This is a genomic window from Bifidobacterium sp. C0047B3 (genome assembly GCF_056590535.1).
Genome location: NZ_JBWPWH010000003.1, coordinates 23,864 through 50,298 on the forward strand (window position 1 = coordinate 23,864; position 26,435 = coordinate 50,298).

At 39.9% G+C, this 26,435-nt stretch carries 26 protein-coding genes and 2 pseudogenes; 8 read left to right on the forward strand and 20 right to left on the reverse strand.

All coding sequences use genetic code 11. From position 1 onward, the window contains the following. Entirely contained in the window at positions 1 to 153 is a 153-nt protein-coding gene (locus AC1EKT_RS03900) for a hypothetical protein (protein WP_481616030.1), read from the reverse strand. A gap of 390 nt (positions 154 to 543) precedes the next feature. On the opposite strand from AC1EKT_RS03900, the gene AC1EKT_RS03905 reads away from it, so the two are divergent. Together AC1EKT_RS03905 and AC1EKT_RS03910 are read left to right on the forward strand one after the other, a co-directional pair. After that, positions 544 to 816 (forward strand): type II toxin-antitoxin system Phd/YefM family antitoxin, encoded by a 273-nt coding sequence (locus AC1EKT_RS03905; RefSeq protein WP_415687773.1) that lies wholly within the window; start codon positions 544 to 546, stop codon positions 814 to 816. Beyond that, positions 803 to 1,129, forward strand: a complete 327-nt coding sequence (locus tag AC1EKT_RS03910; protein ID WP_481616031.1) for a type II toxin-antitoxin system RelE/ParE family toxin — start codon at positions 803 to 805, stop codon at positions 1,127 to 1,129. The genes AC1EKT_RS03905 and AC1EKT_RS03910 overlap by 14 nt, the downstream gene beginning before the upstream one ends. 167 nt (positions 1,130 to 1,296) lie before the next feature. On the opposite strand, the gene AC1EKT_RS03915 is transcribed toward AC1EKT_RS03910, so the two are convergent. Beyond that, positions 1,297 to 2,892, reverse strand: a complete 1,596-nt coding sequence (locus AC1EKT_RS03915) for an InlB B-repeat-containing protein (protein WP_415687771.1) — start codon at positions 2,890 to 2,892, stop codon at positions 1,297 to 1,299. Between the two features lie 1,107 nt (positions 2,893 to 3,999). Here AC1EKT_RS03915 and cysK point away from each other — a divergent pair. Both cysK and epsC read left to right on the forward strand, forming a co-directional pair. Further along, a complete protein-coding gene (gene cysK / locus AC1EKT_RS03920) occupies positions 4,000 to 4,932 on the forward strand; it encodes a cysteine synthase A (RefSeq protein WP_415686957.1) in 933 nt (310 codons plus the stop codon). Positions 4,933 to 5,047: 115 nt separating this feature from the next. Then, positions 5,048 to 5,887, forward strand: a complete 840-nt coding sequence (epsC, locus tag AC1EKT_RS03925; RefSeq protein ID WP_415683459.1) for a serine O-acetyltransferase EpsC — start codon at positions 5,048 to 5,050, stop codon at positions 5,885 to 5,887. 196 nt (positions 5,888 to 6,083) lie between these two features. On the opposite strand, the gene sstT is transcribed toward epsC, so the two are convergent. From sstT to AC1EKT_RS03960, 7 genes and pseudogenes are all read right to left on the reverse strand, one after another. After that, complete coding sequence (gene sstT, locus AC1EKT_RS03930; RefSeq protein ID WP_415683458.1) at positions 6,084 to 7,340, reverse strand: serine/threonine transporter SstT; 1,257 nt, start codon at positions 7,338 to 7,340, stop codon at positions 6,084 to 6,086. A 224-nt stretch (positions 7,341 to 7,564) separates the two neighbouring features. Then, positions 7,565 to 8,178: pseudogene (locus tag AC1EKT_RS03935) on the reverse strand (hypothetical protein); the annotation flags it as partial. Between the two features lie 10 nt (positions 8,179 to 8,188). Beyond that, the gene (locus AC1EKT_RS03940) at positions 8,189 to 8,695 is read right to left on the reverse strand and encodes a GNAT family N-acetyltransferase (RefSeq protein WP_415683457.1); all 507 of its coding nucleotides are present in this window, start codon (positions 8,693 to 8,695) and stop codon (positions 8,189 to 8,191) included. Positions 8,696 to 9,071: 376 nt separating this feature from the next. Beyond that, a pseudogene (locus AC1EKT_RS03945) lies at positions 9,072 to 9,308 on the reverse strand (DUF4097 family beta strand repeat-containing protein); the annotation flags it as partial. A gap of 21 nt (positions 9,309 to 9,329) precedes the next feature. Next, a complete protein-coding gene (locus tag AC1EKT_RS03950) occupies positions 9,330 to 10,316 on the reverse strand; it encodes a helix-turn-helix domain-containing protein (protein WP_481616032.1) in 987 nt (328 codons plus the stop codon). Between the two features lie 526 nt (positions 10,317 to 10,842). Beyond that, the gene (locus AC1EKT_RS03955) at positions 10,843 to 12,246 is read right to left on the reverse strand and encodes a sensor histidine kinase (RefSeq protein ID WP_481616033.1); all 1,404 of its coding nucleotides are present in this window, start codon (positions 12,244 to 12,246) and stop codon (positions 10,843 to 10,845) included. A 6-nt stretch (positions 12,247 to 12,252) separates the two neighbouring features. Continuing rightward, positions 12,253 to 12,954 (reverse strand): response regulator transcription factor, encoded by a 702-nt coding sequence (locus AC1EKT_RS03960; protein WP_415683454.1) that lies wholly within the window; start codon positions 12,952 to 12,954, stop codon positions 12,253 to 12,255. A gap of 139 nt (positions 12,955 to 13,093) precedes the next feature. On the opposite strand from AC1EKT_RS03960, the gene AC1EKT_RS03965 reads away from it, so the two are divergent. The 3 genes from AC1EKT_RS03965 to AC1EKT_RS03975 are packed head-to-tail and all read left to right on the forward strand — an operon-like array spanning position 13,094 to position 15,358. Next, positions 13,094 to 13,858, forward strand: coding sequence for an ABC transporter ATP-binding protein (locus AC1EKT_RS03965; RefSeq protein WP_019260905.1), 765 nt, complete (start codon positions 13,094 to 13,096; stop codon positions 13,856 to 13,858). Next, entirely contained in the window at positions 13,855 to 14,580 is a 726-nt protein-coding gene (locus AC1EKT_RS03970; RefSeq protein ID WP_019261838.1) for an ABC transporter permease, read from the forward strand. Before AC1EKT_RS03965 ends, AC1EKT_RS03970 begins: the two co-directional genes overlap by 4 nt. 13 nt (positions 14,581 to 14,593) lie before the next feature. Beyond that, the gene (locus tag AC1EKT_RS03975; protein ID WP_415683579.1) at positions 14,594 to 15,358 is read left to right on the forward strand and encodes an ABC transporter permease; all 765 of its coding nucleotides are present in this window, start codon (positions 14,594 to 14,596) and stop codon (positions 15,356 to 15,358) included. 231 nt (positions 15,359 to 15,589) lie between these two features. On the opposite strand, the gene AC1EKT_RS03980 is transcribed toward AC1EKT_RS03975, so the two are convergent. The 4 genes from AC1EKT_RS03980 to AC1EKT_RS03995 all read right to left on the reverse strand — a co-directional run bounded on the left by AC1EKT_RS03980 (position 15,590) and on the right by AC1EKT_RS03995 (position 18,045). Continuing rightward, on the reverse strand, positions 15,590 to 15,913 hold the full coding sequence (locus tag AC1EKT_RS03980; protein ID WP_415683441.1) for a type II toxin-antitoxin system RelE/ParE family toxin: 324 nt from the start codon (positions 15,911 to 15,913) through the stop codon (positions 15,590 to 15,592). After that, on the reverse strand, positions 15,913 to 16,215 hold the full coding sequence (locus tag AC1EKT_RS03985) for a type II toxin-antitoxin system RelB/DinJ family antitoxin (protein ID WP_415683452.1): 303 nt from the start codon (positions 16,213 to 16,215) through the stop codon (positions 15,913 to 15,915). The genes AC1EKT_RS03980 and AC1EKT_RS03985 overlap by 1 nt, the downstream gene beginning before the upstream one ends. Positions 16,216 to 16,435: 220 nt before the next feature. Next, positions 16,436 to 17,707: an ATP-binding protein gene (locus AC1EKT_RS03990; RefSeq protein ID WP_421784427.1), complete on the reverse strand. Its 1,272-nt coding sequence runs from the start codon at positions 17,705 to 17,707 to the stop codon at positions 16,436 to 16,438. Between the two features lie 155 nt (positions 17,708 to 17,862). Continuing rightward, positions 17,863 to 18,045, reverse strand: a complete 183-nt coding sequence (locus AC1EKT_RS03995) for a hypothetical protein (RefSeq protein WP_415683450.1) — start codon at positions 18,043 to 18,045, stop codon at positions 17,863 to 17,865. A gap of 115 nt (positions 18,046 to 18,160) precedes the next feature. Here AC1EKT_RS03995 and AC1EKT_RS04000 point away from each other — a divergent pair, with 115 nt between their 5' ends. Continuing rightward, on the forward strand, positions 18,161 to 18,409 hold the full coding sequence (locus AC1EKT_RS04000; protein ID WP_004128496.1) for a prevent-host-death protein: 249 nt from the start codon (positions 18,161 to 18,163) through the stop codon (positions 18,407 to 18,409). 178 nt (positions 18,410 to 18,587) lie between these two features. On the opposite strand, the gene AC1EKT_RS04005 is transcribed toward AC1EKT_RS04000, so the two are convergent. The 7 genes from AC1EKT_RS04005 to AC1EKT_RS04035 all read right to left on the reverse strand — a co-directional run bounded on the left by AC1EKT_RS04005 (position 18,588) and on the right by AC1EKT_RS04035 (position 26,385). Continuing rightward, positions 18,588 to 19,205, reverse strand: coding sequence for a DUF4097 family beta strand repeat-containing protein (locus AC1EKT_RS04005; protein WP_481616034.1), 618 nt, complete (start codon positions 19,203 to 19,205; stop codon positions 18,588 to 18,590). Between the two features lie 151 nt (positions 19,206 to 19,356). Next, positions 19,357 to 20,763 carry an ABC transporter ATP-binding protein gene (locus AC1EKT_RS04010; protein WP_481616035.1) on the reverse strand — a complete coding sequence of 469 codons (1,407 nt, stop codon included), beginning with the start codon at positions 20,761 to 20,763 and terminating at the stop codon, positions 19,357 to 19,359. Beyond that, on the reverse strand, positions 20,742 to 21,545 hold the full coding sequence (locus AC1EKT_RS04015; RefSeq protein WP_415689344.1) for an energy-coupling factor transporter transmembrane component T: 804 nt from the start codon (positions 21,543 to 21,545) through the stop codon (positions 20,742 to 20,744). Before AC1EKT_RS04015 ends, AC1EKT_RS04010 begins: the two co-directional genes overlap by 22 nt. Before the next feature lie 2 nt (positions 21,546 to 21,547). Further along, positions 21,548 to 22,162, reverse strand: a complete 615-nt coding sequence (locus AC1EKT_RS04020) for an MptD family putative ECF transporter S component (RefSeq protein ID WP_415683445.1) — start codon at positions 22,160 to 22,162, stop codon at positions 21,548 to 21,550. A 68-nt stretch (positions 22,163 to 22,230) separates the two neighbouring features. Further along, positions 22,231 to 23,949: an ABC transporter ATP-binding protein gene (locus AC1EKT_RS04025; protein WP_415689342.1), complete on the reverse strand. Its 1,719-nt coding sequence runs from the start codon at positions 23,947 to 23,949 to the stop codon at positions 22,231 to 22,233. After that, a complete protein-coding gene (locus tag AC1EKT_RS04030; protein WP_421784434.1) occupies positions 23,942 to 25,687 on the reverse strand; it encodes an ABC transporter ATP-binding protein in 1,746 nt (581 codons plus the stop codon). The genes AC1EKT_RS04025 and AC1EKT_RS04030 overlap by 8 nt, the downstream gene beginning before the upstream one ends. Then, entirely contained in the window at positions 25,684 to 26,385 is a 702-nt protein-coding gene (locus AC1EKT_RS04035) for a TetR/AcrR family transcriptional regulator (protein WP_415683442.1), read from the reverse strand. The genes AC1EKT_RS04030 and AC1EKT_RS04035 overlap by 4 nt, the downstream gene beginning before the upstream one ends. Positions 26,386 to 26,435 lie beyond the last annotated feature (50 nt).

Sequence of the window (26,435 nt, forward strand, 5' to 3'; positions counted from 1 at the left end):
TCACTCGGAATACTTTGACATATTTTGCGAATCGCTATGCACAACGTTGTAGGCATTTGAATTTACAGTATCATTGTTTGGGATTGGCTGATTCTGATCATTATATTCATAGTCATCTCGATTATTCGAGTCATGCTGATTAAACTGTTCCATATATGCCTTTTCTCTAACTCTATACAATCTAAATTACACAAAATCATTAAATAAAAACAGATTTTTACTAAGATTTATTTTGCAAAATTTTAAAGCAAAGAAAGCACTGCAAGTAACAGCGTAATTCCTTAAAATGTAGCGCAAAAGCAGGTCGTATCACTGCAAAGTAGCCAATCACTGCAATTTTGCAACGATTGGCTACTAAAATCATGAAAATCAAAACTATAAAGGCAATAATCTAAAGAAATAATCATATAATATCTTTAGATTGCATTAAACTAGTTTGATAATTTATTTGTGTACATAAAGTAAAACTAGATCAACCAATTCAAAAAATAATAAAAAAAAAACAGAATAACAAAATAACAATCATCTCAAAGGACTCACACGATGCCAACTATTAAATCAAGCACAGATTTACGCAATAACTACAACGAGATATCAACATTCTGCCACGAAACAAAAGAGCCAGTTTTCATTACAAAAAATGGTCGCGGAGACTTAGCAGTAATGAGCATCGACTTATTCAACAAGTTCATGAGCAAATATGAACTATACAGGTCACTATCTCAAAGTGAGTCTGATTTTAACAACAATCGCACATTATCTTTTGAAGAATCAATGCGAAGCTTAAGAGAAGAACTCAACAATGGCGAAAAATAACCAAAAATACGCAATAATCGTTTCGCAAAGTTACCACAAAGATTTGCAAGACATAGTTCATTACATTGCGCACAATCTAGACTCCCCAATTACAGCATCCGAATTCCTCGATAACGTAGAAGCCACTGTTTCAAGCCTATCCACAATGCCATATCGATACCGATTGGTGAACGATGATTACCTAAGTAGCAAAAACTTTAGAAGATGTTTCGTTAAAAAATATGTAATCTTCTATAAAATTTGCGAAGAGAATAAAACAGTTATGGTGCATAGAATACTTCATGCTAAACAAAACTGGGTTGACATATTGTAAGTTAAAGTTATTGAGATACGCACATGTCAGTGAGATATACAAAATCGGTAGTAAATAAAAAACGGCCTTAACTATCAACTAGTCAAGGCCGCCTTGCGTTTACTTTATAAGACTTTACGAAGTCTTATAAAAGCGCGTAAACTTCAACTTTCACAAGTAAACGCTAGTTATCTTCCGGATTTTGCTTCAAACATTCTCCTCATTCTCACAACCACAAAACCAGCAATCGCAAAGACTAAAGCCGAAATAAATGCAACAACCGAAGCTGACTCACCAGACTTAGGCATATCTGGAACATGCTTTTCAGCCTTATGCTCAACAACAGGCGATTTCACAGATTCATGTTCTATCTTATTCACAGATTCAGGAGTTTGAGATTCAGGAACTGTAACCGGACTCTCCGAGCCTGATTCAGACTCAAAAGATGCTGACGGAATTGGATTTGAAGTAGGATGTTGCGTTGGCTCAGACACAGGATTCTTCGTAAAAATGGCATATACAGTCGTATCACTATTTACTGTGGTTTTACCAGTAAACGCAGTACCTTTACCATCCGCCTTAGTATTCCACTCTTTAAACGTGTAGCCATCTTTAGTTGGATTCTTAGGCATTGACTGATCAGTTAACGCATCAGAATCAATAGCCTTACCAGTTTCCACCTTTACCGTTTGAGTCTTATCGCCATCCTTGAATGTAACAATGCTTCGAATCTGCTTCCACTGAGCAGTAAACGCAGTATTAGCATTCAACGCATACATATCATCAGGCTTGTAGGCTTTACCAGCAGCATCCACCCAGTTTAAGAACTGATAATCTTCGCGCGTAGGAGCATTTAATAGTTTAACCTTCAAACCTTGCCGTCTTAAAGCACTTATTTTTTGTTTTCCATTGCGAAACGCTCCGCCGTTTGCATCAAACGAAACTTTTGCATTCCACTGTGCGCGAAGTAAAAATTGATAGTCACCCAAAGGATCTAAGGTCTTATCATTCCACTGCGGCAAGTCACAGCTGGTATCCGAAAATAGGGACTTATTGGTCCAATAGCGACGCGTGCCTACCATGTTATGATCCCGATAATACTCAATATCAGGAAACTCGGTATACCATCCACCAAACACTAGATTCTCTTTTGTTGGGTTAGCTGGGAAATCAACCGTATTATCTGTTTTTACTGTATTTGTGATTGCATCTGTTTTACCGCCAATATTTCCGCCCTGAAGATCGAATTTCACGTTCAATTTGCCAAACGAAATCCGCAGAGGTATAGGCTTACCATTGTCGAGTTCATATTTAACGGTGAATTTAAAGTAGCCATTTTCTGGAGAAATATAGCCGTTTTCCGAATGAATATATGTACGATCCCTATCATAAGAAATATGATAGCCCTTGGGAATTTTACCAGTATCAATAGTGATTGTTAGTTTTTGCCCTTCTGCAAAATTGCCAACAAAACGCTGAAAGTTAGATTCTAGCTTGTTGGGTACTGTGGTTTTATTTCCCTTTTCATCCTCGACGGTTATCGGAAGATTTTTCCACATGCTTTCAATATTTGATTCGAGTTGCCCTGTAGCACCTGGATGAATGTGACCAAACCTAGGATCTTGGGCAATGTCCATATCAAGTAAAAACGGATATTTCTTTACGCCTGCAGTTACTGTATCAGCAGCCTGTGCGGTCGCTGCCCCCGCAAAAAGTCCAATCGTAGCTACAAAAGCGACTACTAGACTAATAACTTTTTTTATTCTTTTATTATTCATTTTCATTTCAAACCAAACTAACAATTATCGCAATAATAATTTTTATTAATTTCGAAAATTTATATAGAGTAAATCACGCTAAAATGCATATAAATATGCAGAACCACTCACCTATTTCAATGCAAAATAAATAAGGCATAAAGTAGTGAAAATTATAAAAAATTATGTCACAAAAAAGATAGCATCACGCTGTCTGTCTGTCTGTCTGTCTGTCTGTCTGTCTGTCTGTCTGTCTGTCTGTCTGTCTGTCTGTCTGTCTGTCGAGGATTATATTTTTCATAATCTCAGTTTGTCAACCTCCGTTACCGAATTAACATGCGGAATTATAACAAACAAACTTGGCAAATTCCAGTGCTATGTACTGCATCAATAAACTCAAAACACACTACCAAATCCTAAAGTACCCAATCGCCGCAAATTCGCGCTTAATGACTACTTACGCCAAACAGAGACACTCGCACATAACACCAACTGCACCAGTGTCCCAAAACAAGCAAAATCAGACACTCGCACATAACACCAACTGCACCAGTGTCCCAAAACAAGCAAAATCAGACACTCGCGCATAACACCAACTGCACCAGTGTCCAGAAAAAGGTATACATATCACAGAAAAGGAATACATATCAAGAACTAGCAAACACAGACTAGGTTTGACAAACACAAATCCATTCGCTATAGTCTTCACTTATCACCATTTCGACGAGTAAAGGAGTGCACATGTATCATACAAATATGATGACAAATTGTTGTTGTTATAACGTATGTTGTTGCGCATTTCTTAATCGAAATGATGTTTGCAAGCATTAAATATGCATAACATCTAGCCTGTGTTAAAAGCATTTACGTTAAAACACAGCAAATTACGATTCAAGAAACAGCGCGCTGTTTCTTTTTTTTATGCCAAAATTCGAATATAAAATCTTAAAAAGATAACAATTTAATACGGATTAGATATTAAACGAATAAATGACATCTTTAGAAACAACTAATAAGCAGAAGTCGCTTTATTAATAAAATTATTTTTTAAAAATTAAAAATAAACAAAATTAAACAAATTAAACAAAACAAAAAACAAACAAGTAAGACAACAAACAAGTAAGGGGAAATATTATGTCTAACATCTACAAGTCCGTGCAAGAACTCGTAGGCCACACTCCACTTCTGGAACTTACTCACATTGAAAAAGAGTACAATCTAACAGCAAAAATCCTAGTAAAACTCGAATACTTCAACCCAGCAGGTTCCGTAAAAGACCGCATCGCAAAGCAGATGATTGAAGAAGCAGAAACCGCAGGAACTCTCAAGCCAGGCTCAGTAATTGTTGAGCCAACTTCCGGAAACACTGGCATTGGCCTTGCAATGATTGCACAAACAAAAGGATACAAAAGCATTATTGTGATGCCAGAAAGCATGTCTATTGAACGCCGAAAACTTATGAAAGCATACGGAGCAGAACTCGTACTCACTCCTGCTGCAGAAGGAATGAAAGGCGCTATTGCAAAAGCGAAAGAAATCGTTGAAAACACGCCAAACGCGTGGACTCCGGGACAGTTTACCAATCAAGCAAACGTGCACGCACACTACAACACAACCGGTCCAGAAATTTGGCAAGACACTGACGGAAACGTGGATATTCTGATTGCAGGCGTTGGAACTGGCGGCACAATCACCGGTACTGGCACATATTTAAAGGAACAAAATCCGCATCTTGAAGTAATTGCAGTTGAGCCAGCCGACTCTCCTGTGCTTGCAGGCGGCAAACCAGGAGCACACAAGATTCAAGGAATCGGCGCAGGATTCGTGCCAGATGTTCTCAACCAAAACATTTACGATCGCATTGCTCATGTAACAAATGAAGACGCAATTGAAAGCGGCAAGCTTATAAGCAAAAAAGAAGGCGTGCTAGTAGGCATTTCTTCTGGAGCTGCGGTTTGGACAGCAATTCAAGAAGCAAAAAGAGAAGAAAATGCGGGCAAAACCATTGTTGCAATACTTCCAGATTCAGGCGACCGATACTTGTCAACGCCTTTGTTTGCAGAATAATGCTATGCAATAATGATAATAATAAATGATGTTTTGAAAGTGCGCGTTTAGTAGATTTATAAGCGCACTTTCTAACACTCTAATAAAACAAGCAAGAGAATAATAGGAGAAATGTATGAATGATCGCCTTGACCTTATAAACAAACTCAACTCAATTCATGATTCTGATATAAGGCAAGCTACATTCATACCTAATTACCGAAATATTATTGCGCTCATACATGCGACTCAGGTATTACTTTTGCCTGAGTTGCATGCGCACAATGTAAGCAACGATACTACGCAACTCAATGCTACTTTAAATACTGTTACCTCAAATGCGTTAGACACTATAGAACGCATTATATTCCACGAACTTCAATGCTACACAAACGACACAGTTAAAATTCGAGAAACTTGCAATCAATTTATAAGCACGCTTCCTGCAATTAAAAAGTTACTTTTAACAGATATTCAAGCAATATACGAAGGCGATCCTGCTTGCAAAAGCAAAGTAGAAGTTACGCTCGCATATCCCGGGTTTTATGCAATGCTTATTCACCGCACAGCTCACGCACTCTACGAGCTTAACGTGCCGCTAATTCCTAGACTTATGAGCGAATATGCTCACAGAAAAACCGGAATTGACATTCATCCAGGAGCAAAAATTGGTGCATATTTTTGCATTGATCACGGAACTGGCATTGTAATCGGCGAAACAACTGTAATCGGTGAACACGTTAAGCTTTACCAAGGAGTAACGCTTGGTGCAAAAAGCTTTGCGCTAGACGAGGACGGAAATCCTATAAAAGGCGGAAAGCGGCACCCAAATATTGGCGACAACGTAGTAATTTACGCAAATGCTACTATTCTTGGCGGCGAAACAACAATCGGAAGCGGAAGTATAATCGCAGCAAATGCGTGGATCAACCGCAGCATTCCTGCAAACACAACCTACCACTTCCCTAAAGCCTAATGCACGCTAAAAATACTGATTTCACTTCTACTATTTTATTTGCACGTCTGTTAGATTCATTTACAATAAGCATCCAAATATAATAAGCATCCAAATATAATAAAAGTGCGCGCTCATAAAAACGTAAGAACGTCAGAACGCGCACTAACAAGAATACTTAGCAAAAACTAGCAAAAGCTAGCAACACTAGCAACAGCTACTTTTTAAGCTGCACTGGCTCATGATCCTTGCCCATCGTAAACTTAAGACCTGCACGCTGCCACATGCGATATTCGCCAACCGCAGTAAAGAGAACATCCGTGGAAGAGTTAAGTGCAGTTTCGCAAGAATCCTGAATAACGCCAATAATAAGACCAATAGCAACTACTTGCATAGCGATATCGTTTGAAATACCAAACGACGAGCATGCAAGAGGTATAAGCAAAAGCGAACCACCAGCTACACCGGATGCGCCTGCAGCAGAAACTGCAGAAAGCACAGAAAGAATCACAGCAGTTGGAATATCAACGCTAATACCAAGCGTGTGAGCAGCACACAAAGACATGATAGAAATAGTTATAGCAGCTCCACTCATATTAATAGTTGAACCAAGCGGTATTGAAACAGAATAATTGTCTTTGTTAAATCCAAGCTTTTCGCACAAATTCATATTCACAGGAATATTCGCAGCAGAAGAACGCATGAAGAACGCTGTAACACCCGAATCACGCAAAGTTCTAAAAACAAGAGGATACGGATTCTTGCCAGTAAGCACGAAAACCAAAATAGGATTAAGAATCAAAGCAACAACAGCCATAGTGCCTACTAACAAAGCAATAACGAAACCATACTCGCTAAAAATACGAAGACCGTTACTTGCAACTGTTGTATAAACAAGACCCATAATGCCAAAAGGGGCTGCGTTAATAATCCAGTGGACAATTTTTCCAATAGCAGATGAAACGTTATCGAAAAATGCTTTGGTAGAAGGCTCAGCTAAACGTAACGCAACACCGAAAGCAATTGCCCAGAAGAGGATACCAATAAAGTTACCTTTAACGAGAGCGTCTACAGGATTAACAACAATATTTAGCACAAGTGAATTAAGCACCTCACCAATTCCTTGAGGAGACGGAGAAGACGCTGCTGCAACATGAGCAAAAGTAAAATCAACAGGGAAAATCATAGCCGCACATACAGCTACAAGGCTTGCAGTAAACGTAGATAGCGCATACAGCCCTATTACCAATTTCATGTTACCAACACTTTTTGCTTGCGCAAGCGCACCAATAACTAGGCAAAATACCAAAATTGGCGCAACAGATTTAAGCGCACTGACGAAAAGTTTTCCCATAAGATCTAGCACATAGACTTGAGCTGGCACAAAAATACCAAGCGCAGCACCGAGAAAAAGACCAATTACAATGCGTAAAATAAGGTCAATGTTATTCCATTTTTGAATAATCTTGTGCATGAGAGTCTCCTGTATAGTAATTTGTGCAGAATGTTTTATACTCTTTTACGTGTATTAGCACTTGCAAGATTTTTATTTTTTAAAGATTATACATAAGGATGCATATATATGCAAATCGTTAAGTTTTAGCATTTTAGCAATGCTTTTTGCTTAAAAATAGTCCTTATTAATCGTCATTAATCGTCTAATCTGCATAGCTAGTGTTTGGCAACTATTTTGTAAAATAAGGTCAGAACGTACGTGGTAACAATACCAACAACAATTAACGAGGAGAACGTTAAAGACACACCTCTAGAAGTGTCTGTTTTACCTGCGCTCGCATGCTGTAATGCAATCATGTTGCTTACCTCTCGCGCTTTACGCGTTCTTCTTCAAGCATTTGAACGCCAAGCTCAACAGCTTTCTGTGAAGCTTCCTGTAATTGCGCATCCGTCATACCTGGCTTCCAAGGCTTTTCAAAAACAAACAGCAACACACTAGTAATCGCTGCACCAATAATAATGCTTAGCAGTGTAGTATTTGAAACAAGCAATAAAGCAATACCAGAAGTCACCAGCAGCCTGAGCACAAAATCGATGATTCCAATAAGCAAATCACCAGACCCGTCATCCGGTCTACGATGCCTATCCCACTGCAGATACGCTGTACTTAGCAGCGAAAACACCACAACACTCAACGCGAGTATGACCACAGTTTCCCAACCTTGTACGCGGTGCCCTATGAACTGTTGTACGAGCAGCGCAATAATCAGCGTGCAAATGCTAGCAACAGTTTCTGTAATCACATGACCCCAAAAAGCATGCTTGAAAAGCACTGGCCTTACATTCGTCTCACTCATCATCTCTCCTCTATATATTAATCCAATACCTTCTTGTTGTAACGTTTCCTCTTGATAAGCTATTTTTCACTTTGTTTTCTAAAATTCCACCATTATTTTCTATAACTTTTATTGATCCGATATTGTCATCATCGCATGTAATCAAAATTTTATGTAGACTCAAAGTCTCTTTACAATATGTAAGTGCCATAGAAAGCATTTTTGTTCCATAGCCCTTCATACATTCAGATTGCCTAACTTCGTACCCTATGTGACCACCATAGTTAATTAAAAAAGAATTTAATTCATGCCTAATATTAATTTCACCAATAAATTTTTCATTATCTATCAGCCAAAATGTAGTAGCTTTAACATAATTTTCAGGCAAATTTATGCCATGTTCATAGTTATAAGAACTCTCTACAATTGTCTCAGGGTTTATAAAACGTCTTTCAGCATTCGGCCTAAAAATTTCATCTTCTTCATTTGCTTCTATATAACCTTGGATATATTTACTATCTGGTCTAATTAGTCGCATACGTGCTCCTTATTTTTAATATGCAATTCTAATAAGAATGCAATTCTATTAAAATTAGAATCCATAATAGTCTGTTTAGCTTTAATAGTATTACTATTAAAAAAAAACCATACATACAAGCTTTCTTAAAGAAAAATTTTTTAATTTTTTCAATTAGTATAGGGTTTTCGCATCCATAAAATTTTTCTTTTCCATAAATCACAGCTTTTACTAGAAAAATAGGGTTATTCCCCAATAATCAAATAATGTAGGGAACTTTTTTATTATTTTTACACCGTTTTGTTCCCCAAAATATAAGCAACTAAATCGCACAACTACTCGACAGCAAAATAGCAAAATTGCATCTAAAAAACGCGAGAAGCGAACCTAAAGCAGCTTACTTCACTACAGCTTTTCCATTCAAGCAGTGCACAGCATAGTGAGCATATCCATCTGTTTTGCGCCCAAGATTATTACAACCAAGATTAGCTTTATTCTTATCAGAAACCTCGCTAATACCATCCTCACAAACTACTTCAAGACATGCATCCTTAGGTACTTCTCCTTCTAAAACACTCGTACCATTTAACGTATCCACCATGCAAGAAGCAACAGCCTTAACATTATTCGCCACAAAATCGACGCTGAAAGTCACTTATTTCTTTCCTAGCCTCCACGCTTTGAGCACTACTTCTATTACTCCGTAAGTCAATGCAGCCAACGGCCAAACAATCCAACTTTTTCCCCAATCGGACGTGATGAAACTGTAGGCTAAATAAATGCAGACAATTATAAGCCAGTAAGCTTGGAGGAATAAGCTAATCTTTGCAGGATAGACAATCTTTTTCTTCGGTTGCAGCAAACGGCAATAGGACGAGCGGACAATATTCGCCTGTACGAATAAATAAACAGCTGCTGCAACTAAGGCAATAGCAATAACTACAAAAAAGCCGGATGAAAGTTGATAAAATTTCGGTGCTATATCCGAAATTATAAGAAAAATAAAGGCAACCATACATAAAACGACACCGCTGACCGTCCGTAGCACATACGACGGCATGAAACGTTCCAAGCGTTCTTTGAGCACACTGTCAACGCCGTAAGCCGTTTCAAAGTCCTCTTTTTCCAAATATTGATAACGCTTTCCATGGAAACTCTGAATAATAAAAATAGCTACAGCTACGGTAATAATCGCAACACTGAATGCTAAGCCCATAGTTTTACCGACTTGCGCATTTACTGTGTGAGAAAGCAAAAGATCACTGCCAACCAACGGGATTGCCGCCAGAATACAAAGAAGAACGCCTAGAGCAACATAGGCGGCAAATGATATTCTGTGGGCAATATAAGCGGAAGCTTCTTCCAAATCAATTATCCGCATGCGAACGCCGGCTTCTTCCTGGCAGGCATTTTCATCTGCGTTGACGTTCTTCCCCATAACATCAATTTCATCTTTTACAAGAAGATCTGTACTAACACCAAACAAACGGCTCAATGCAATTATCCGTTCCATATCTGGGATACTTTGTGCGCCTTCCCATTTGGAAACAGCTTGGCGACTGACGCCCAATTTGTCCGCCAATTCTTCCTGCGACCAACCGTTTTGTTTACGCAGTTCCAATATTTTATCTGCTAAAATCATAAAAACATCTCCATTTCAAACTCGAATTCATCATGATCATGGTGAAATTATAGCTGAAACAGCAGTTGCGTAGTAGCAAGTGCAGTTGGCAATTGCCTTTAAAAGCGCAATTTCTGCCGACAAATGAGCGCAACCGACCACCAATTCGTTTTCTCTCATGTTTGCACCGCGCTTTCTAATCATCTTCACTGATGCCGCCAATCGTCGGAACGAAAGTTCGCCAATCGTCGGAACGAAAGTTCGCCATCGGCTTTCTATTCGAGACACTTTGCGTCAGAGATTTGCGCATTTTTGCAAATTCTCTAGGCGGCGAAGTTTGCCACCCAAAAGGGCTAATTCCAAAAAGGAGCTCTAATGAACACATACCGCAAACTGTTTGCCTATATCCCACAGTTTTAAGGGTTTGGCTAGCGAAAAACAACGCTGTTACGGCTTATAAATGGTTTAATTCCGCTCTTCTATCAAGGAAATGTAAAAGGCAATATATTAATTAAACGGTCGTTCATGCATGTTGCACAAGATTGATTCATATGTAAGTCTGCGGTATCGTTAGAGAGACCTTAAGCCCACCATGTTTGCTTTTACTTATATCAACCGTTCCGTTATGAGAGTTAATAATCTGCTGAACAATTAGCAGACCCAAACCATGCCGCTGTTCTGCAGTACTTGTATCGCAAATCATATAGTGCGGTGCATGATTAAGCTTTTCGATTTTTTCATCTGAAGCACCTATACCATTATCCTCAACGCAAATAATACAATTGTTATTATTTGCAGCAACGGATACATAAATCGTACACCCATTTTCATTATGAGATATGCTGTTCTGAATAAGATTAGATATTGCTCGTTTTAATAAATCTTTGTCTACACTAATATTGCAAACAGTCAATTTAGCATCTGTTTCCCACTTAATCGAAAACTCATCTTGCATACCCATATTCATAAAATCCACAACAACTTGCCTAACAACAGCAACAATATTTTCTTCTTTTTTCATAATTGGTTGCATATTATATTCAAGTTTTGAAGCCAAATTAAGGTCATTAATCAAATTCTTCATTCTTGCACTTTGCTTAATAATCATCGTCGCTTTTTTACGATCTTCTTGCGAAATATGGAGAGAATTTTCTAACTGTCCTGCATACCCCATAACCATAGATAACGGCGTACGAATATCATGTGAAACTCCAGCTATCCAATTCGCTCTTGCAGTCTCCTTTTTTCTCAATTGTTCTTTTTGTATTTGCAAAATATCGGAAGCAGAATTTATGTTAGATGAAATTTCTGAAAGTGCTCCTGTTTCTGGAATATGCACGCTTTCTCCACTAGATAAACGTTGTATCCCTTTTGTAATCGGATTAATTGATTTTAGTAGTTTTATATTAGCTATTAAATAAATTCCAAGAATAAGCAAAATGTTGATGAAGAATACGCTTAAAACAATCTGCGGAAAATTTGAGATTAAACTGTAGTTCCAACTCGGTCGCGTATGTTTCCAAAAGCTGTTATGTGGAAATCCGACTACAACAACTCCATTCTTATTTTTGCCAGTGTAAGTTGGATAACCATCAATATAACCGACGCTCAAATTAGCTATATCAGACAAAGTATAATCGTTTGGAATAGTTGCAGGAACGTCTTTTGTTTTCCATACGACTCTTAACGTATTATTATCAATCAAAATTGCCCATGCGTCAGAATTTGTCAATTTGGAAGACATATTTTTTGATAATACATAATCCCCACTTGCGGATAATTGTAATGCTTCACCTGTCTCTTTTGCTATGCTATAAGGAGATATCTCTTTATCGGGTGCGTAATTCCCTATAAGTACAACAAACGCAATAATATTCATTAATACTATGAGCACAGAGCTTAGTAGAAAAATACTTATAAAACGTTGTATTAGTTTTGGTATGCTTTTCATTCTGCTTTACTCCACAATCAGCTTGTATCCTAAGCCTTTTACTGTTACCAATGAAACAGGCTGCGATGGATTGAGTTCTATTTTTTCTCTGATACGACGTATATGTGCCATTAAAGAATTTTCATATCCAAAAGGATTAGCTCCCCATGCAGCTTCACATAACGCGTCAATTGTTACGATACGTCCCGCATTTCTATATAAAGCGGAAAGCAAATCGTGTTCTTTGGCTGTAAGTGGAATATGTTCGTTATTTTTTATTACTTGGGCAGAAGAAAAATCAATCTGACTATTTTTCAGTTTAACAATGGGACTTTCACTCTTATAGCTTCGTCTTAAAATTGCCATAATGCGAAAAGTTAGCTCTTTTGGAAGAAAAGGCTTTACAATATAATCGTCTGCACCTAAGTCAAATCCCTTAAACTTATCTTCATCCTCACCGCAAGCAGTAAGAAACAAAACAGGACAATCACTATATTGTTTTATCTTCTCCATTAACTCAAATCCATTACCGTCAGGGAGCATAACATCAAGTATTGCTAATTCTGGACGTAATGTTTGTGTTGCTTCTACAGCATCTTTTATGCTTTTTGCAGTAGTTATATTATGAAAACCATATTCGCTTAACATGGATACAACCATATCTAAAAGTTCCTGCTCATCATCAACAAGCAGAATATGCTTGTTCAACAAATAATCATCCTGATTCATGGAGCGCCCCCTAACATATATTATGCCATGTGAATATTCATTTTTTGACATCGTATAAAAATGTAAGGTAGATGTAAGGTGAAGAGAATGTTGTAGAAAGGTTGACGCAATATCATAAATCCTGAAAGGAGATATTGCCATGAACAATATTGTTACAACAGAACATTTAACAAAAAAATATAAATCATTTATTGCTGTTAACGATGTCTCACTCCATATTCGCAAAGGTAGCATTTATGGCTTTCTTGGACCGAATGGAGCTGGAAAATCTACAACAATGAAAATGCTCCTAGGACTTACAGCTCCAACAAAAGGCGTATTTACAATCGACGGAAAGCGGTTTCCTGCTGACCGCATACCTATTTTGAAAGAAATAGGCTCGTTTATTGAATCACCATCTTTCTATGCAAATCTAACTGGTAGAGAAAATCTTGACATTATACGTCGCATTTTAGGACTACCTAAGAGTGCAGTTGATGACGCATTAGAATTAGTAGGTCTTTCCGAGTTTGGAGACCGTCTTGCAAAAAAATATTCGCTTGGCATGAAACAAAGGCTTGGTCTTGCTGGAGCATTGCTTGGCAGACCACCTATTTTGATTTTAGATGAGCCAACAAATGGACTCGATCCATCTGGTATACACGAAATCCGAAATCTGATTAAGTCGCTGCCAGATCTTTACGATTGCACGATTCTTATTTCTTCTCATATGCTATCCGAAATTGAGCTTATTGCAGATGATATTGGAATACTTAATCACGGACACTTGTTATTTGAAGGTAGTTTAGATGAACTACGACATCATGCATTACAATCTGGTTTTGCTTCCGACAATTTGGAAGATATGTTCCTATCCATGATTGATGAAGACAATAAGATCAGGAAGCAGAGTGCAAGACTATGAAAACGCTTGTAATCGAACTCAAAAAATGCAAGAGGACTGGCTTTATAGCTCTTATGATTGCTATTGGTGTTATGGGAGCAGCGTACGCTTTTGTAAATTTCATTGTGCGAAAAAATACATTATTAAACCTGCCTTTAGCTCCTATGGATATTCTTCTTACACAGCTTTACGGCATGATTATGGTGTTAAACATGTTCGGCATAATAGTCGCCGCATGCATTATCTACAACATGGAATTTAAGGGAAATGCAGTAAAAAAGATGCATATGCTTCCTATGAGTGTTCCAACTATGTACCTATGCAAATTTATGTTGCTGACCGTTCTGTTACTAATCGCTATTTGCATACAAAATTTAGCACTTGCAAAAATCGGTGTAACAGATTTGCCACAAGGCACGTTTAATGTAAGTACTCTTATATCTTTTGCCGCATATTCATTTATTACGTCAATGCCTGTATTGTCCTTTATGATTTTTGTATCATCACGATTTGAAAACATGTGGGTAACGCTTGGAATTGGTGTAGCAGGATTTTTAAGCGGCATGGCATTGGCTTCTTCAGACATTGTGCTTTTTATGGCATCACCTTTTATAGTTATGCTAAAACCAGCAGTTGCCATGAGCGCGCAACCTAATACTACGGTCGTAATCGTATCCATAGTTGAAACAATTCTGTTTTTATGTTCTGGATTGTGGGCAGCTAAGAACCTGCACTACGAATAAGGAGATTATGAAAATGAGATTTTTTGAACTTCTTAGAATCGAATTTAAGAAAGTAAAGCGTAGTAAAATTATTCCTTTGATTTTTATTTCACCGCTACTTGTGGTTGGCTCTGGTGTAGCAAGTCTTCATAGCTACTTCACTCCAGAATATACACACCCATGGGCTGCTATGTTTATTCAAAGCGCATTAGTCTACTCATATTATCTGCTTCCGCTTAGTATGATTGTTATTTGCGTGATGATTGCAGGACGAGAAACAAGCAATAACGGCATATTAAAAATGTTGGCTCTGCCTGTTAGCAGATACGCGATTTCTGCTGCAAAATTTTGTGTACTGTTATTTTATTTGCTTATGGAAATGGTTGTATTTTTTGCCGTATTCATTATAGCAGGATTGTTTGCAACTAGTAGCACAGGAGTTACAGAAACGCTACCAATTATGTATCTACTAAAATGGTGTTTAACTCTGTTTTTGACTATGATTCCAAGCGTAATAGTCATGTGGGCGATTACTGTGCTTTTTGAAAAGTCAATGTTATCCGTTGGATTAAATATACTTCTTGTAATTCCTGGCGTATTAATAGCAAATACTCCACTTTGGATAGTTTATCCTTATTGTTACAGCGGATATATGGTTTCTCGCTCTCTACATGCCGTTACTTCAACAGGACTAGGGAACAGATTTAATCTTATGCCATTTTTGCCATGTGCAATTGCAATATCTGTGTTCGTATTTTTGATTGCAATAACACAATTTGGTAAAAAAGAGATGAGATAACAATGGATACTAAATAACAATGCAGCGAAATAACAAATGCAGATGTGATTAGCAAAAGCGCACCCAGCTAATCTGCGCTTGACATCATTTACAGTGCTCTCAATGTAGATTGAGAGCACTCGTAGTATTTATACACTTTTTTGAGTGCACACTATGGATAGTGGGTGCACTTTTTAACGTTAGGAAAAGCTATCGTTAAAAGGTTTAAGATTGGCTTGATAGCGCGTTACATTACAATTCTTCCAGTTGTTTAGTCTGGTCTCTTCTCACGTAGATAACCGCGAGTATTTGAACTTCTTTTCTACTATCATCAACACAAAAATAAACGTAATAATTTTTGACGCGTATTCTTCTAAAACCAAGTTCACACCACGGCTGCTCACTAATTAACTTCACACGATAAGGCATCGTCTGCAAAGACATCATTTCCGACTTCAACAGCTCGAGCATTCTTTTAGCCACTATCGGTGCTTGTAACTCCGTGGCGATATATTCTCGAATAAGTTCAAGATGCTCTTTCGCCTGACGAGTGACTTTTATCTTATACTCATCCATTAAAGACCTCGTTCAAGCTCTTCAAAAACATCATCTATCGGATAACTATCACCACGAACCGCCTGATCATAACCTTTAGCCATCAACGCGTTAAACGTTTTCTCATCCATATCATCTTGTGCTGGAAGCGACTTCGGAATAGTAAGCGAAAACGGAATACCCTTATTAAGAATGATTTGACGATAAAACATGTCAATAGCAGTAGCCCTAGAAATTCCAATAGTTTCCAAAATCTGCTCCGCCTGCTGCTTAATATTTTCTTGTATTCTCACATTCACATTCGCTGTTTTAGTAACTGCCATATCAACCAACCTCCATACACACATCATAAAATACTGTGTCGCATATTGCAATACAATTGCACGAATGGGATTTTTTGACTGATATATACACTTATAGAAAATATGGCGAAGAAAAGAAATGGTATGGAGCCTCTGTTGACTGCGCTTAGAATAAGAAAATCCACTTTATACAATGGATTCTTGTAAGACCAGTAGTCTCATATGTGTGAACATAAAAACATTAAGGTCTTAGAGCAGCAATAGGTATTACGCAAACACCATCATTTCTTTTGTAAGCAAAAGGCGCTTTGGCACATAAAACTGCCATAAATGAAGGTTTAGGCATGTTTTCAGTGTCTATTTTAGATGCTAAATCCTTTAAAGTTTTTGCACCTTCCTCAATCAACTTATCTCCACCGAGCTTAATCTCAACTAGACCATAAGACCCATTTCTTAAATGAATTACCGCATCACATTCTAAACCATTCCTATCTCTATAATGATAAACTGTTCCATCTAAATAATCCGTATAAATTCTTAAGTCACGAACACATAAATTTTCAAATAAAAATCCCATAGTTTTTAAATCATCTAATAAATCTTTTGGCCCAATTCCTAAAGCAGCAGTTGCAATGGATGGGTCTGAAAAATATCTAGTATCCGTTGTGCGTATGGACGCTTTAGATCTTAAATTTGGATTCCATGCAGGCGAGTCTTCTATCACGAACATTTTTCTTAGTGCATCAAGATAAGAATAAAGAGTCACTTGATCAAATGTATCCTCTTGATTGACCAACATATCTTGCCTTATCGTTTCTAGCGAGCTTTGCGAGCCCACATGCCTTGCGTAAGATTTAAGTAGTCTTTTTGCTTTTTCTTTATCTCTTTTTATCGAATCGACTCTACTAATATCTGTAGAAACAACGGATTCATAATAATCTATCGCTTGAAATAAAGACGGTTTTTCGTCTGAACCAATTGCTTTCGGCCATCCGCCTCTACATATTAAAAAGGCTATTTTTTCAAGACTGGTTTCATTAATAGCCGAAATATTTTTATCTTCAAATAAATCTCTAAGAGAAACTTCACCGCTTGAGTCTTTTGATTCATACAAACTCATAGGTCGCATCAAAAGCCTAGAGATTCTACCTATGCCTGTATGCATAGAGTCATCAAATTCATTAGGCACCGCAGAACCCGTTAATATAAATTGGCCAAACTCATCCCTGTTGTCAACCTCATATCGCACTGCATTCCATATATTAGGCGCTATTTGCCATTCATCTATCAGCCTTGGAGCTTCTCCTTCAAGTAGAGTACTAGGAGAAAGTTCTGCCATTTGTTGATATTGTTTCGTCATATCAGGAAGATCCATAGATATAAAACTCTTAGCCTTTTGTTTTGCCGTTGTAGTCTTTCCGCACCATTTAGGCCCTTCAATTAAAACTGCTCCCTTTGCGTCTAATCGTTCTTCTAACAATTTATCTGCAATTCTGGGTAAATACTCCTTCATAATCTCCTCCGATGCCTATTCGTTAGGTAAACTTTATCAGCCATTCAAGTATTTGTCCAATTTTCATTCAAGTATTTGGCGAACTTTCATTCAAGTATTTGGCGAACTTTCATTCAAGTATTTGGCGAACTTTCATTCAAGTATTTGGCGAACTTTCATTCATACATTTGGACAATCACTATTCTATAGTTTGCATATTCGGTATAATCCCAAACAAGCAGCTTCTTAAACTCAGGAACCTTATTTTCTGGAATAACCAACAAGCCCCTACCATGAGAAATCAAATGATGTAGGGAAACTTTTTTATGATTATTGTGACGGTTTGTTCCCCAAAACATAAGCAACTAGAGCACACATAGGCTATACGTCATTTATAAAATAACTCTAAAATACTTAGGATTTATTTATCCTAAAATATATGCTATAATTCTCACAAAAATGGAGGTTCTTGATATGAATGTAAATACAGACACGCTTGTTTCTATTTCCGAAGCAAATCAAAACTTTTCTAAAGTTGCGCGACTTGTTGACACATACGGATCAGCTGTTATTTTGAAAAACAACGCTCCTCGCTACGTAATTTTAGAATTCCCAAAAGCCAAAACTGAAAAAGTTACTGTTCCAGCAGACGATGAAGTTATGGCTTTATCCAACATGTTCATCAAAAAGAACAAAAAAGTCTATGAGGAACTTGCCAAATGAAGAACTGATCGATATTGTTCTCAAAGTTGCATCAGGCAAAGCAAATGAAAATAACCTTTACACTTGGATTAAAAACCACCAAGCCTAATACTCCAACATTCCGAAGAATTTTTAGAATATGCCAAACACTATTTCGTGCGATTGATCAAAGTAGCGGACATAAAACACCACAACAGTATTACTTAACTACAGCTTTTCCATTCAAACAATGCACAACGTAGTGAGCACATCCATCTGTTTTGCGCCCAAGATTATCACAACCAAGATTGACCTTATTCTTATCAGAAACCTCAATACTACCATTCTCACAAACCACTTCAAGACATGCGTCCTTAGTAATTTCTCCTTCTAAAACACTCGTACCATTTAACGTATCCACCATGCAAGAAGCAACAACCTTAACATTATTCGCCACAGCAGAACCATTAAGACACTTTAGAAAAACATCATTCGCCTGAACATTCCTTGCTTCCACCCTGCCGTTATGAACCTCCGCATAAATCTTGTCAGCTTTAATATCCGTTACTAATACTCGATTAGACTCAGCTTCAATCTCACAAAAATCAACACTCTCCGGCAACGAAATAATTACCTCAGGACTGCCTTTAGCAAGCCAATGCAACCAGTAAAAAGCCGACACTTTTTCTGTTTGAACAAGTTTTATACCATCTTGATTTTCATCAATCCCAAACACGTCTTTTTCACAATTAACACAACTAATACTAAAAGAATCAGCCCTTCTAACCGTTAAGCTAACATCTTTCGTTTTTGCTACAAACTTCCTACTATTCACCACTTGAACAACTCCCTTGTTAGCGAATTATCTATCTTAATTATACTTACGAATAAAAGTTTTAACAGTCAACAAGCGCGTTTAATACACCATCTTTTATTTCATTATTTTGCTTGTAACGCTCCCTGAGTTCTTTTATTGCTCCGATATAGTTTCACTGCAAATGCCGTGTAGAGAAACGCTCTATATTTAGAATATAATCGCAGGTGATATTAAGAAATTCCACATCATGCGAAACAATAAAAATAATGCGTTTTTGGTTTTTAAGCGATTGAATGCAGTGCGATATGGCAAGCATGTTTTTATAATCCATGCCACTGGTTGGTTCATCAAAATACATGAGCGCCGCTCCATCAACCATGCTAGTAGCAATAGCAACACGCTGTTTTTGACCCCCAGATAAACTCATGGGATGCACATCTTTGAATTCACGGATGTTAAGTTGCTCTAATATAGAGTCTAGGGAAACTTCCGATATGTTTTTTTGTGTAAGTGTGAGCTCATGTTCAACTGATTCGCTAAAAAGCTGGCTGTTTACATCTTGCATTACTAGTGATGATAGCGAAATCCTCTTTCGTTTATTACACTGTTTATCCTGGTAAAACACTGTTTCTTTTGATTGTTTCATAACACCAATAAGGCTTTTAATAAAGCTTGATTTACCACAACCATTTTTTCCAACAATGCCATAAATATAGTTCGTTTGAAAGGCAAGATTGCCTACATGAAGATTGCATTGGTTGGCAAAGCTTAATTTGAGATTGTCTATACGTAGTGTTGGACAATTTTCTATTGTGTATGGTGGCAATTCAGGCAACGAGAGTGCCTCGTCAATATTGCTTCGCAGCCCAAGCGCATGCAACTCATCTGTACTTAAGCGAATAAATTCACGTTGTGTATAACAGTGTTTTATTTCTCCCTTTTCAATATGAATAAGCCTATCAAGTATTTCGCGTAGGTAATACAAGCGATGCTCAGCAATAAGCAACGTAATACCCTGTTCTTTTAAACGCCGAAGCATATTAGCAAGTATTTCAATATAAGTATGGTCTAAATTTGATGTAGGCTCATCAAGCAGTATAAGCTTGCAACCTGCAATATAGGAGCTTGCCAGGCATAAAATTTGTTTTTCGCCACCTGAAAGTTCAAAAATATTTCTATTTAATAAATGTGCAATCGGAAAAAGAGAAAGTAACTCTTGTAACCGCTTCTGCATATCCTTTTTAGACACTCCAGTGTTTTCCAGGAAAAACAGCAGCTCTTGCGTTGTATCGACGTTGAAAAAATGCGTTTTAGGATTTTGAAATACTGATGATACAAGCATTGCAATTTCGTAGATTTGCTTTTGAGTAAGCTCGTCGCCATCAAGGGTGATGGTGCCTTCGATGCGCGCATTATCGTAGCGCATGCCTAATCCGTTTATGGCATTTATGATGCTCGATTTGCCGCTTCCGCTTTCGCCCGTCAAAACAACGCATTCACCTGGCGATACGTTAAGGTTGATAGAATGAATCACCTGGTTTTCATCGTAAAACACGCTTAGATCGCGCAGTGTAAGCATGCAATTCCTCCTGCAATTAGTGCCGCAACAATGCCCATATACAAAAAATCAACAACGCGAAAGCGAATGGTGGTGTAGCGCGTTTTGGTGCCGGGGTTGGATATGGCTTTGCACTCTGCGGCTTTGGTAATGTCGTCGGCAAGGTTGCACGACACAATCATCAGCGGCACGAATACGTACTCTAAATAGCGTGCTGGGTGGCGTTTAGAAATGTTGCGAATGCGCATAGCGGTGGTAATGGCGGCGCTTTCTTCTTTGAACGCTGGGAAAAAGCGAAACATCACCGCAAGGGGAATTGAGACGCATTGCGGTACTTTCAGCAGGTAAAGCGAGGACAGAATAGCGCTTACGCTTGAACCTTTCACCAGGAGCTTTCCTGCTAAATACGGCAGCATGAACAGTTTTATCACCAAGCCGAAACACAAGAACATCTTCAGCACATCAGGCAGACTCGAAAGCGCGTCAAAATTCGGCACAAAACTAAGCAGCGTGTAAACAATCAACGCTTTTAGCACGGTTGCGCGGTAGCCGTTCAGATACAGAAATACCAGCAGCGTAATAAACAGCGGAATTTCGGTAGGGAGGTGCTTAAAGACGCACAGCCCTGCCAGCACCAGCACCACGCATTTGCTGATGGGGTTTGGATTGAACGGGTGCGCGTGCGAGTCACAAAATGAATTGACGATTTCTGCCGCTGCTTGCGCGTTCTTCTGCGCGTTCGCTTCGCACGACGTGGCGCTGGTACTTTCGTTCTTGGTTGATATATGCATGTGAACAGCCATTGTTACGCAACAATTCCGGCTTTTACAAAGTGCTTCTTTAAGAGCTTTTTACCGATAAGCGCCCCGATAATCGCTCCCACGATTGTCCCGATAGTTACTAAAATCATGCTTTGCCATGTAAGAATTTGAACAAGCTGCGCTATATAAGCATCTCCCATCGGCTTACACAGTTCAAGAAAACGCTCGCGCACGAAAATCATCTGGCTTAATACGCCAGGTATCCATAGCGAATACACTGCATATGCCAGCGTGTTCCAGGTGAAGCTGGAGTAGTTGCCAATTTTGCGCAGCACTTCGGCAAGAAGGGTCGTGATAATGACAATCACCAAAACAACGTACGTGTTGCCCAGCAAGAACGTGAGAGCGGGCGGTATAATGCCAAAAATTGCAAACGCAAACATCTTTTGTTCTTTCGCCATAAATAGCAGCACCAATGGCCCAGCAATAATGGCGGCAATGGTAGGGTAGATCAAATACATTATCGGCACAATCCCCATACAGTCGCATGCCATGATAATGACAAGGTAAATCACAGCGAAAATGCCAATAAGAACTAAATCTTTCAGCATAAGCGATTTACGCTGTTGTTTTGTTGTACTATTGTTCTGTTGTTTCATAACAATCTCCTTACTATACGAATCGCACGAACCCATCTGCCGCGCGTGGCGCTGTGGTGCGCGCCGCCTCAATATACGAACTCATCTGCTGCCTGTGTTTTCTCGAGCAGCTTTTGGTAGCTTGAACTGGAACGAAGCAGCTCGCTATGCGTGCCGCACGCTTCAACGTGGCCCTCTTTCAGCACCACAATGCGCGCTGCGTTCTGAATCGACTTCATGCGGTGCGAAATGATGATGACGGTCTTGTTCTTCATGAGCTCATTGAGGGATTCTTGAATTTTTCGCTCGTTGTCAACATCTAAGCTCGACGCAATTTCGTCCAAAATCAGAATTGGTGCATTTTTCAAAAACGCGCGTGCAATGGAGATGCGCTGGCGTTCACCACCCGAAAGCTGCTGGCCATTTTCCCCGATGAGCGTATCAAAACCATCGGGCAACTTGTCAATAAAGTCGCACTGCGCAAGCTGCGCGGCACGCTTTACTTCCTCATCGCTTGCACCTTCACGCCCAATGCGAATGTTTTCAAGAACGCTTGTGTTGAACAGCACGACATCTTGAAACACAATCGATATATTGCGATACAAACTTTCAGCCGACGCGTCTTTAATGTTTACGCCGCCAATGGAAATGCTGCCCGAATCGAAGTCGTACAGGCGCGCTATCAGGTGCAACAGCGTCGTTTTGCCGCAGCCCGACTCACCCACCAACGCGCACACGCTGCCTTGCGGCACCGTAAAGCTAACGTCTTTGAGCACCGGTTTGTTGGTATCGTAGGAAAAATTCAGGTGCTCGATACTCATGTCGAAGGACGAAAAGCTTACATCGCGCCCACCGAGCGCCTTTGCGTTGCGGATTTCGTTGATGCGTTCTACTGCCGAATTGATGTAGAAAATTTCCATGAAAAACATCATGTTCGCATCGACCGCTTCTTTGATTTTCATGGCAGCAAGCATGTAGCCTATCAGGTACAATATCGAAATTTCTCCCGTTTGCATAAGGAAAATGCCGCCCACAATCGTAAATGCAAGCGAGAAGTGGCCAAAAATTCCCGAGCCCATTATCAGGAACGCCGCATTGCGTTCGGTTTTCCAATGCACTCGCTGCGTATCTTCAAGTCGCGCGTATAAACTGCTTTTGACGTGCTCTGTTAAGTTGAACGCGGTAATTTCTTTCGACATCTCGATGCGCTCTTGAAACACTTGCGAATTTTCGCGCAGGCGCACGTAATGTTTATTGAACTGCGCGCGTGCGTAGTTTTTCCCCAGCACAATCAGCCCAAACGACACCAAGGTTGGCACAATAGCAAGCAGCGCCATTTTCCAGTTGCCGATAAGCATCAGTATCGTAATAAGGGGCAAGAACAGGCAAAACCCAAGTGCTGTGGGAATGGCGTGACTGCCTGCGTGCTCGATTGCCGCTACATCGGCCATAATGCTTTGCGCAAGATCGGCAAGGTCGTGCTTCGAGAAATACGACATCTCAAGCTGCGAGAGCTTCTGCGCAATTTCGATGCGCAAGTTCGCCGCTTCCTTGTAGGTTTCGTTGTATTGCGCTTCATATTCAAAGCTTAGCAACACTGCCATTACAATAAGCGTGATCAGCGAAAACAGCACGTAAATAAGCGTGTCGTGCACGTGGTGCAACAGCAGTTGATCAACCAACAGCAACAATAACATTGCCGGGCACATCGTTATAACAAATACCAAAAAGCTGAACATGCCTGCCTTCAGAACGCCGTGAACTCCCTGATCAGTTAGGGCGAAGCTGCGTTTCAGAAACTTATTCATTGCATACTCTCCATTCGTTCGCCTGAGTATAAAGCGTGTAAAGCCGTTTATACTTTCCGTTTTGCGCAATAAGCTGTGCGTGCGAGCCGCGTTCGACGATTTTCCCCTGTTCAGCAAGCAAAATTTCGTCAACGCCCGTGATGGACGACAACCGATGCGCAATCATGATTACCGTTTTGCCGCGCATCAGCTTCTTGAACGCTTTTTGCAGTTCGTATTCGTTATCGGCGTCAACAGAAGCCGACGCTTCATCCATAATGACGATGGGCGCGTTTTTCAAGATGGCGCGCGCAATAGCAACGCGCTGCGTTTCGCCACCCGACAGGTACACGCCTTTCGTTCCAATAAGCGTATTTTCGCGTTTCTCCAGCTTGTCGATGACGCTATCAAGCCCCGCTGCCGACAGCGCCGCCATTACTTCTTCATGCGATGCATCGCGCTTAGCGCAGTGAACGTTGTTGAACAGCGTGTCATTGAACAGTTTGGCGTCCTGAAACACGAACGCAATTTCGCGAATGATCGCCTCTTGCGTGTAGGAGGAAAGCGGTTTTCCGCCAATGAGCACCGCGCCCGAATCAAGCGGGTAGTACGCGCAAATAAGCTTCGCAATGGTCGACTTGCCCGAGCCCGACTCACCCACCAGCGCATATATCTTGTTTTCCTCAAGCGTGAACGACAAATTTTGAAGAACGTGTTTGTCTCCGTAGGAAAATGACACGTCCTTAAACTCGATGGAGTGATTCGCAAAATGCGTTTCGTTTCCAAAATGCATAGATTCATCAGCCATTTGTTTGTACAGCGCTTCAAGCGAATCAACCGCATAGTTGCCTTGGAACGCAAACATGCCAATGTACATAACGCCCATGAATGTGGAAAACATCACGCCCGACAAGAACAGCACCATTATTAAATCGAGCGCAAGGATAGAAGGGCTGCCCAGTTCAGGCAAGCAAAAGACAATCGGAATAACAAGAATTGCCGCCACGCCAAAGAACAGCAACTGATATAAAACGTAACTTTTTTTACAATGCCTCGAGTATTGGTACGCGTAGTCGGAGTAGGTGTGAATAAGCGTGAACAGCTTTTTCATCGAACTGATGGATACGCCGAAAATTTTAATGACGGCAATTCCGCGAATGTATTCGACCGTTTCCGCTGATAGATTATCAAGCGCATCCTGATACACTTTCATAAATTGGTTGCCGCCCATCATGCTTGCCAGAATTGCTCCCGTAACAAGAGTAAGGATGGTAACGCATAATCCAACGCGTATGCTCACCAAGAAACTTATAACAATGATAAAAATGGGCATCAGGAATGCCCTGGTGGCATCGGGAATGATGTGCGCTACAATCGTGTGCGTCAGCGCTGCGTTATCATCGATGGTTTTACGAATAGTGCCTGATGAATGGGTATCAAAAAACCTGAAGCTTGCCGTGTTCAGCCCTTCAACGCCGCGTTTGCGCAGCGCGGTTTCTAAGCTGAAGCCCACGTGATGCGCTATGAGCGCCGAAATTCCTAGAAATATGCTTCCTGCCAGCAACAACAGCACAATCACGAACGCAAAACTTTGCGCGCGCTGCAGGTTGCTGTCAACGATAAGCGCGTGCAAAAAACGATAGATGGTATAGTATCCGCCCGTAATAAGGATGGACGATGCGCCCGATATAATAACTGCCAGTATGGCTAAGCCTTTAAGCTGGGGAATGTAGGCGAACAGTTTTCGGTAGGTGTTCATAAGCGTTCCTTTGTTGATGGGGAAGGCGTTGTGCGGCGGTGCGTGTTTGCGTGCGGGCGCGGCTTGCGCTGTTTCTGCGCGTGCGCACGTTCGGCTTGTGACGTGATGTTTTCAGAATCACTTTGCTCCAGAATACGTAAAATGATGTCTTTTATAAGGTCTTGATTGTCTTGTACAAGCTCGTGTGCTTTCAATACGTTTGCAGAAAGAATAATTGCATTTATAAAAAATGCCATAAACGCAACTCGATTTGGAGCGATATTGAGCGTTTCTGTTTCGATGTTTTGGGTCTTAAACATTTCCAATGTTGTGCGCTCAAGTTGCTTATATACTTCTTCAAGCCGGGAGTTTCTCTTTTTAGCCAGTAGCAATTCAACGTAAACGGGCATCAGTTCGTTCGCGTCAACAGCCTTTTTTGCCATTTCTTCGGCAAGAAATTCCATGCTCCACTGCCTGCCGTCTGCTATCGATTGCGCAATAACGTTGTTGCGGTATGCAATGCCGTCAAGCATGATGTCATACAGTATGCCGGTTGTATTTTTGTAGTAGTGATACAGGCCGCCTTTTGAAAGACCCGTTTCTTTAATCAGATCTTCCATTGTGGTATTTCCAAAGCCCTTTTCCACAAAAATACGTGCTGCTACACGCTTGATTTGCTGTTTGCGCTCATCAAAGCTCAGGCGCTTATTACGAACCATAGGACACCTCCCCGCTGTTGGCGCGTACATCGTCAGAACGGCACGCTATC